6 protein-coding genes and 3 pseudogenes are annotated in these 7,614 nt (G+C 65.3%); 4 read left to right on the forward strand and 5 right to left on the reverse strand.

The features are described 5' to 3' along the window. Positions 1-10: 10 nt before the first annotated feature. From F615_RS20695 to F615_RS19195, 3 genes and pseudogenes are all read right to left on the reverse strand, one after another. The gene (locus F615_RS20695; RefSeq protein ID WP_019561288.1) at positions 11-373 is read right to left on the reverse strand and encodes a DUF2061 domain-containing protein; all 363 of its coding nucleotides are present in this window, start codon (positions 371-373) and stop codon (positions 11-13) included. A 71-nt stretch (positions 374-444) separates the two neighbouring features. Next, a complete protein-coding gene (locus F615_RS18355; RefSeq protein WP_156824617.1) occupies positions 445-2,565 on the reverse strand; it encodes a sensor histidine kinase in 2,121 nt (706 codons plus the stop codon). A gap of 444 nt (positions 2,566-3,009) precedes the next feature. Beyond that, positions 3,010-4,102, reverse strand: a pseudogene (locus tag F615_RS19195) (IS5 family transposase). Between the two features lie 487 nt (positions 4,103-4,589). Between F615_RS19195 and F615_RS0111270 the strand changes: the two are divergent. The 3 genes and pseudogenes from F615_RS0111270 (at position 4,590) to F615_RS19930 (ending at position 7,044) form a co-directional block, all read left to right on the forward strand. Then, positions 4,590-6,163 (forward strand): annotated as a pseudogene (locus tag F615_RS0111270) (IS3 family transposase). Between the two features lie 252 nt (positions 6,164-6,415). Next, positions 6,416-6,898 carry a Cd(II)/Pb(II)-responsive transcriptional regulator gene (gene cadR / locus F615_RS0111275; RefSeq protein ID WP_019561294.1) on the forward strand — a complete coding sequence of 161 codons (483 nt, stop codon included), beginning with the start codon at positions 6,416-6,418 and terminating at the stop codon, positions 6,896-6,898. After that, the gene (locus F615_RS19930; protein ID WP_156824618.1) at positions 6,895-7,044 is read left to right on the forward strand and encodes a hypothetical protein; all 150 of its coding nucleotides are present in this window, start codon (positions 6,895-6,897) and stop codon (positions 7,042-7,044) included. The genes cadR and F615_RS19930 overlap by 4 nt, the downstream gene beginning before the upstream one ends. On the opposite strand, the gene F615_RS20465 is transcribed toward F615_RS19930, so the two are convergent. Beyond that, a complete protein-coding gene (locus F615_RS20465) occupies positions 7,036-7,257 on the reverse strand; it encodes a hypothetical protein (protein WP_019561295.1) in 222 nt (73 codons plus the stop codon). The two genes, F615_RS19930 and F615_RS20465, sit on opposite strands and share 9 nt — an antisense overlap. Here F615_RS20465 and F615_RS19685 point away from each other — a divergent pair. Continuing rightward, positions 7,180-7,359 (forward strand): annotated as a pseudogene (locus F615_RS19685) (transposase family protein); the annotation flags it as partial. The gene F615_RS20465 and the pseudogene F615_RS19685 sit on opposite strands and share 78 nt — an antisense overlap. A gap of 30 nt (positions 7,360-7,389) precedes the next feature. On the opposite strand, the gene F615_RS0111285 reads toward F615_RS19685, so the two are convergent. Next, positions 7,390-7,614: ISL3 family transposase (locus tag F615_RS0111285; RefSeq protein ID WP_019561296.1), on the reverse strand; the 225-nt coding region annotated here is incomplete at its 5' end.

Raw genomic sequence — 7,614 nt, forward strand, 5'->3', positions numbered from 1 at the left:
GGGCGGCGGCTCAGGCGGTGCCGCGCAGCCGGGGGCGAACCGCCAGCATCGGGCCGTCGGGGCGCCGTGGCCGCTGGGCCTGCAGGTGGCAGTGCACGCATCCGAGCCAGTGACGGGCAGGGGCATTGGCCGATGAAGACGGCTGGGTCGGCGGCTCCAAGGGGTCCAAGCCAAAGTAAGCCCTGACTTTATTGGCCAGGCGGCGCCACAGAGGATGTCCCCAGTAGCGGTCGAAGAAATAAAAGGCCACGGTATTGGCCAAGGGCTCCAGCAAGCTGATCGCGCCGGCGATGGCCACGTCGCCGGTGAGTGCATAGCCAATGCCAAAGGCGATGGACAAATGCATCAGTCCGAAACAGACGGTCTTGACCATGAGGAACTCCGTTGCGAATGCGTCTTATGAATAGTCTGGCGCTTTCGGAGTTCAAATTCCAATTGATCGAATCAATTTCGAGCATAGGGCGCGGCCCGCAGCTCCAAGGTGAAGGTGCTGCCTTGGCCGGGCTGGCTGTCCACGTGGATCTGCCCGCCCATCAGCCGGGCCAGCCCTTGGGACAGGGCCAGGCCCACGCCGGCGCCGTCGATGCGGCCGTGTTCGCGGCCCAGGCGATTGAAGGGCGTGAAGAGTTCGTCACGCCGCTCGGGCGGGATGCCCGGGCCGCTGTCGCGCACCGAGACGGCCACTCGCTCCCCTTGGTGGCCGGTGTGCACCCAGACCTCGCTGCCGGACGGGCTGTACTTGATGGCATTGCCCACCAGGTTGAGCAAGATCTGGCGCAAGCGTTGGCGGTCGCCTTGGACGCTCAGGCCGCTGGGGACCGGCGCATGCAGGCCGATCTGAGCGGCGTCGGCCTGGGGGCGCAGCATGCTCAGGCATTCTTCGAGCACTTCGTCCAGTGGGATGGTGTCCTGGCGCACCAGCAGCGCGCCGGCCTCGATGCGGGTGAGGTCGAGCAAGTCGGTGATCATGCCCAGCAGGTGCTGGCCGGCCGCATGGATGTGGTCCACCCATTGGCGCCGCGACGGCGGCAGGCTCAGGCTGGGGTCGTCACGCAGCAGCTGTGCAAAGCCCAGCACCGCATTGAGTGGGGTGCGCAGCTCATGGCTCATGTGCGACAAAAAGACCGTCTTGGCCCGGTTGGCCGCTTCGGCGGCGGCGCGGGCGCGGCGCATTTCATCCATGCGCGCCAGCTCGTCCTGCAGGTGCTTGCGCTCGGTGATGTCGGTCAGAAAGCCGTGAAAGAGCACGCAGCCGTCGTCTTCCCGCTCGGGGCTGGAATGCCCCATGATCCAACGCACCGCGCCATCGGGGCGCACGAAGCGGAACTCGTGCATCCACGGGGTGACGTTGCGGCTGGCTTCGAAGATCGAGGCCAGCAGGCCGGCTCGGTCGGCATCGTGCACGCGCGCGATGAGCCGCATGACATCGTCTTGGACCTCGGCCAGCGGCATGCCGAACAAGGATTCGAAGTTCTCGCTGGCGTAAGGAAAGCTCATGCGAGCATCGGGATGGAAGCGGAACTGGTAGAGCACCCCCGGGGCTTGGCGCGCCAGCTTGCGCAGCGTGGCCATGGCTTCTTCGGCGGCGGCTTGTTGTGCCAGCGTTGCGCTCATGTCGGTGACCACCCCCACGGCCCGGCGGGCGCGGCCGTCGGGATGGCGGTCGATCACTTTGCCGCGCATGAGCACCCAGCGGTAGCGACCATCGGCCGCGCGCAAGCGGTGCTGGCTGCGCATCATGGGGGTCCGTCCTTGCAGGTGTGCCACGATGGCCTGGTGGCAGGCGGCGCGGTCGTCGGGATGCACCAATGCCACCCAGTCGCGCATGCGGGGCCCAACCTGGCCTTCGGCATACCCCAAGGCGGCCAAGCCCAGCGGGGAATAGGCCAGCCGATCGGCATCGAGGTCCCAGTCCCACACGCCGTCGCCAGCGCTTTCCAAGGCGAATTGCCAGCGTGCCTCGCTCAGGCGCAAGGCCGCTTCGGCCTGCCGGCGGCCGGCTTCGGCGCGGGCGGCCGTCGTCAGTGCCGCGCAGGTGGTCAGCAGCGGCTGCAGGGCCTGGATCAGGCTCGGATCGTAGCCGCCAGGCCGGTTGGCCACGCCGACCATGCCCAGCAGCTCATCGCCGCGGAAGAAGGGCAGCCCCAGGAAGTTGTCCATCACGCGGTGCCCCGGCGGCAGCCCACCCGAGCGCGGATCGTGCCGCGGGTCGTTGGACAGCACCGGCTGGCCGCTTTGGATCACGCGCCCAAACAAGGAGTCGAGCGAGCGAAACACCAAGCGGCCCTGGCGATGCAGGGCCATCATCTGGCGCGAGGCTTCGTCCCAGGCGATGTCGGAGATGGCCAACATGCGCAAAGCCGGCGCGGTGCGGCCCGGCTCCTGCCAGACCTCGCCGATGAAGCCATATTCGCTGCCGGTGACGCGCAGCAACACACTCAACAAGCCATCGAAGGCCCTGGGCAGATTGGCTTCTTCAATGAACTGCCGCTGCACCTGTCCAATGGCCGCCAGCAAGGCTTCGGCCGGCATCGGAGGGGTGGGGCAAGCGGGGGTGGAGCTCAAGGTGCGATGCGACGACAGCCAGCAGATCCAAAATGTAAAGCCGGCGCGCCGTCCTGGGGGCAGGGGCCGCCCTAGGGAAACGCTTACATGGACGTCTCCAGGAGCAGGTCTGCATCGACGGCGACCTCGCCGTCGCCTGCACGCTCTCGGTCGGCGAGTGATGCCCGGTGGTGGGTGGCTGCCCACCGTGGCCACCCGGCGTGCGTGCCGGCTCGAATCTTTCAGCCTGCGGACCGGCTCGGGTAGCCCGAGCGACCTCTGGACTATTCAATGCAGCCCGCGTGTGAGCATTAGCAGGCCGTTGAAAAAGTGTTCATCGAAGCGGTCTTGGACCGCTTTGCGTTGATGCATTGGCTGTGCAAAGCGTATTTCTCGGCTTTCGCTGCCGCTTGGGAGGCCTTTTTCAGGCCATATCGCCCATTTCGGGCACACTGACCCCATGGCTCACGCATGATGCGCGTCCCACCAGCCACCGATGGAGCCCATGCGGACCAGGTTATAGGCGGCAAAGCACAGCAGCGCCTGAGCCGCGAGCTTGGCTTGCCCGATGAGCTTGGTTTTGGCCAAGCCCCCCCAACGTCTTCATCCAGCCAAAGGCCTCCTCGATGCGCTTGCGCACACGCAGGCTGGTCTTGTAGCCCTCGTGCCGCTGGATGCGGCCATCGACCGCTGAGTGCCGGTCCTTGGCCGCCACATGCGGCGTGACCTTGAGCTGTCTGCAGCCTTTGATGAAGTCCTTGGTGTCGTAGCCTTTGTCTGCAGCCACTGTGGCGCGCTTGTGCTTGCTGTTGCGCCGCTCAAGCATGGCCAGCGCCGCCTCGCGCTCGGCGGTGCCACTGGCGTGGGTGATTCTCAACATCCACGATCAGGCCGTTGCGGTTTTCCATGAGGATGTGCCCCATGTGGCACAGACGGGACTTGTCCCCTGGGGCTTTCTTGTACAGCCGGGCATCAGGGTCGGTGGTGCTCTCGTGCGTGTCGTTGCTGCGCGACTGACCTTTGAAGCCCACCGCGGGGTTGCGCCCCGCAGGCGGCGTTTGGTCGTCGTCACGGCGCCTGAAGCTCTTGTGCGAGGCCCAGGCGTCAATCAGCGTGCCGTCCACGCTGAAGTGTTCGTCGCTGGTCAACTTCGCCCAGTCGGCGCTGTGTTTGACCCGCTCGAAGAAGACGCGGGCGAGCTCTTCGTTGAAGAGCCGCTCGCCGTTGGCGCTGAAGGTGGAGTGGTCCCAGACCTTGTCTTCGATGTTCAGGCCCACAAACCAGCGGTACAGCAGGTTGTAGTCGATCGCCTCGACCAGCAGGCGCTCGCTGCGGATGGAGAACAGGATCTGCAGCAGCAAGGCTTTGAGTAGCATCTCCGGCGGCACCGAGGGGCGGCCCCGGCGGGCGTACACCGCGTCGAACTCGCGGTTCATCGTCGCCAGCAGCGCAACGACTGCGGCGCGCAGTTTGCGCAGCGGGTGTGTCTGCGGCACGCGCTCTTCAAGGCTGATGTAGCTGAACATCGCTTGCCTGGGAAGTCTTGGTTGCCTCTCATCGTCCTCGTCTGGGTTGTTCGCCGATGGCTTCAGATCGTACTGGCCGACGCCAGCGTCGACGGGGGATTTTTCAACGGCCTGCTAGCTCGGCACACCCGCGCACCCAGTCTCGGTCCATTGCGCCGAACTTCGGGCCTGGGAGGTCACGCAGCAGCGCGACGGTTGCACCAGTAGAAGGTTCACTCCGCGTCGCGGGCCTTCGTGCCGTTCGGGGCAAAGAGATGCGGGCATCCTATCCCCCCGCGTCAGAATACTTGTCGCCCCGATAGGACCAGAGCTGTGAGACTGGTTCATTGATGGTGGTGGGAGGCTGTGGAGCTTGTGGGCGAAGGCCGGCGCGGTGGGCAACGCGGATGCGTTGTCCACGGCAAGCTGGCCGGTGCGCGAAGCGCATCGTCCACAAATGCACAGCCTGTGCGGCGCCGAAGGCGCCGCCCCCCGCACACCATCGTTTCATCGACACGGGGGCGCGGATGAGAGAAGAAGTTGGCCCGATACGGACAAGCATTCAAGGACCGGGCGGTGGCACGCATGCTGCCGCCGGAGAGCGCCGCACCGCAGGTGGTGTCGCGCGAGATCGGAGTGGGCGTGGACACGCTGGAGCGCTGGCGCGCTGAGTCGTTGGCCAGGCCGGCGAAGGAGCGCGTGTAGACAGCTGCCGCGCGCCTGGAGGCGGTGATCACGACCGCGGCGATGGACGATGCCTCGCGCAGCGCCTGGTGCCGCGAGAACGGCGTGTACGCGCAGCAACTGCAGCAATGGCGAGACAACGCGGTGCGGGCACTGGCTGCACCCGAGCAAGTACGTGCCAGCCCCTCGCAGACCAAGGAGGATCGGCGCCGCATCAAAGAGCTCGAGCGAGAGGTACGCCGCAAGGACAAGGCCCTGGCCGAGGCGGCGGCGCTGCTGGTGCTGTCAAAAAAAGCCGAGGCGATCTTCAACAGGAACAAGGGCGAGGACGAATGATCGGCCTCGAAGATCGCCAGGAAATTGCCCGAGACATCGAAGCGGCTTGCGATGCCGGTGCGCGCCTGAAGCCAGCGTGCGAACTCATGGGGATCAGCGCGCGTACCTTGCAGCGCTGGAAGGCCGGCCAAGGCCTGGAATCGGGCGATGGCAGGCCGCAGGCCGTGCGGCCGGCGCCAGCCCATGCGCTGAGTGATCGCGAACGTGCGCAGATCGTCAGCGTGGCCAACGAGCCGCGCTTCGCCGATCTGCCGCCGGCGCGCATCGTGCCGACGCTGGCTGACGAGGGCGTCTACATCGCCAGCGAGTCCAGCTTCCGCCGCGTGCTGCGTGCGCAGGGGCAAATGAGTCACCGCGGGCGCGCCAAGGCACCACGCAAGGGCCGGCCACCGACCACTCACGTGGCCACCGCGCCGCGACAGCTGTGGTGCTGGGACATGACGTTCCTGCCAAGGGATGTCGCCGGACGCTGGTTCTTCCTGTACCTCATCATGGACGTGTACAGCCGCAAGATCGTGGGCTTCGAGGTGCACGAGGACGACGACTGCGACCACGCTGCGCGGCTCGTGCAGCGCACGGCGCTGGCCGAGGGCATTCACGCCATGCCGCGTGACGAGCGACCCGTACTGCACGGCGACAACGGCGCCACGCTGAAGGCCACCACCGTGCTGGCCATGCTGTGGTGGCTGGGCGTGAAACCGTCGTACTCACGGCCCCGCGTGAGCGACGACAACGCCTTCGTCGAAAGCCTGTTCCGCACGGCGAAGTACCGGCCGGAGTTCCCAGAAAAGGGCTTTACGGATCTGTGCGCCGCGCGCGAGTGGGCGCGCCAATTCGTGCATTGGTACAACCACGATCACAGGCACAGCGGCATCCGCTACGTCAGCCCGGCACAGCGCCATGAAGGCCACGACGTCGCGATCCTTGCGGCTCGGCACCAGGTCTACCTCCAGGCTCGCGAACGCAACCCCGCGCGCTGGTCACGCGGCACACGCGACTGGTCGCACATCCGGGCCGTTACCCTCAACCCTGAACGCGACTCTGTGGTCACAACGGCTGTGAGCCGAGGAGACATTCAGCCGATTGCTGCGTGACAGAGGCGACAAGTAGCTTGACGCGCGCCGGCGTGTCGTCGATTACCGGTGCGTGGGTCTGCACAGCGGCAGGCGAGCAATGCTTGGCACATCCGCGACTCTCCGACGTAGCAGAAATTTCATCAAGCTTGGTATTTTGGTTCATGAGGGCTCCTATTGTTCCGTCCATTAGAAACCCTGTAGCAACTAAAGAGTCAAGAGAGTAAAATGCACGTCATCGATGCCCTCAGTACATCAAGTCAAGGGAAGTAAATGAAAATCGGTGAACTGGCCAAGGCCACCGGCACGCAAGTGGAAACCATCCGCTACTACGAGCGCGAAGGCCTTTTGCCTGAAACATCGCGCACCGACGGCAACTACCGCATTTATGGCGAGGCGCACGCGCAACGCCTGTCATTCATCCGCCACTGCCGGTCGCTGGACATGACGCTGGACGAAATCCGCGTACTGCTGCGTTTCAAGGATGCGCCGACCGAAAACTGCGGCGAGGTGAATGCATTGCTGGATGAACACATCGGCCATGTTGCCGCCCGCATTCGGGAATTGCGCTCGCTGGAGCGGCAACTTAAAGGGCTGCGGGATTTGTGTCAGGAAGCGCGGGATGCTGCCCACTGCGGCATCTTGAATGAGCTTGCTCGCCAAGGCTCCGAGGGCGGCTCCAGCGCGGCCGGACACGTGCATGGTGCGCACGGTCGTTCCGTTGAACGCAAGTCCATAAATGACAAGAGAAAATGAAATTGAACGACTCCGGCATCCCCGCCGCGCTGGCCGCTGCCGTACTTTTCGGCGCAGGCACGCCGCTGGCGAAACTGCTGCTTGAGCATGCTGGCCCCTGGTTGCGGCTCTTCGTCATTTCGTGTGGAACCCAACAGTCACAATGACTCCTGGTCGTCGCGCCCGGTGGGCATGTGTGCAGGCCGCTGGCCGGCCTGTGCACATGTCCACGAGGCGTGTTTGATCAGGAGGATGAGTCCATGGGCATTGCCGTAGAAGCTCTGTTCACCAGCGCGCTGGGCTTGCAGCCGCCGTGGGTCGTCGATGACGTCAGGCTCGACACCGCTAAGCGGCGTATCGACTTCGAGATCGGCTGCCACACCAGCAGGCTCGCCTGCCCGGCATGCGGTGCGGCCACGCAACCGGTGCACGACCGGCTGCGCCGATCCTGGCGGCACCTGGACTTCTTCCAGTTCGAGGCTCCATGTCGTTTCGTGTGGAAAGCAACACCGTCACTGGGGCATCGCCGGCGCGAACGGACTGGCCGGCAGGTGCTTGAGCTTGGACATGCGCAGGTAGGCGATGGCGATGAAGTTCTGGCTCGTCCTGAAGCCGCGCGCGGCGCGCTTGGCCTGCTGCAGCAGCCCGTTCATCGCCTCGACGAAGGCGTTGCTGCGGTGATCGACCATGCCGCGCACCACCGCGTCGAACCGCTCCTTGAGCGTGGCGGCCAGCTT

The organism is Caldimonas manganoxidans ATCC BAA-369 (genome assembly GCF_000381125.1).
GTDB classification, from domain to species: domain Bacteria; phylum Pseudomonadota; class Gammaproteobacteria; order Burkholderiales; family Burkholderiaceae_C; genus Caldimonas; species Caldimonas manganoxidans.

Excerpts from the sequence above, each read along its gene's own strand:
- F615_RS20695 (WP_019561288.1), bottom strand. The coding sequence starts at position 373 with ATGGTCAAGACCGTCTGTTTCGGACTGATGCATTTGTCCATCGCCTTT.
- F615_RS19930 (WP_156824618.1), top strand. The coding sequence starts at position 6,895 with ATGAAATTGAACGACTCCGGCATCCCCGCCGCGCTGGCCGCTGCCGTA.
- cadR (WP_019561294.1), top strand. The coding sequence starts at position 6,416 with ATGAAAATCGGTGAACTGGCCAAGGCCACCGGCACGCAAGTGGAAACC.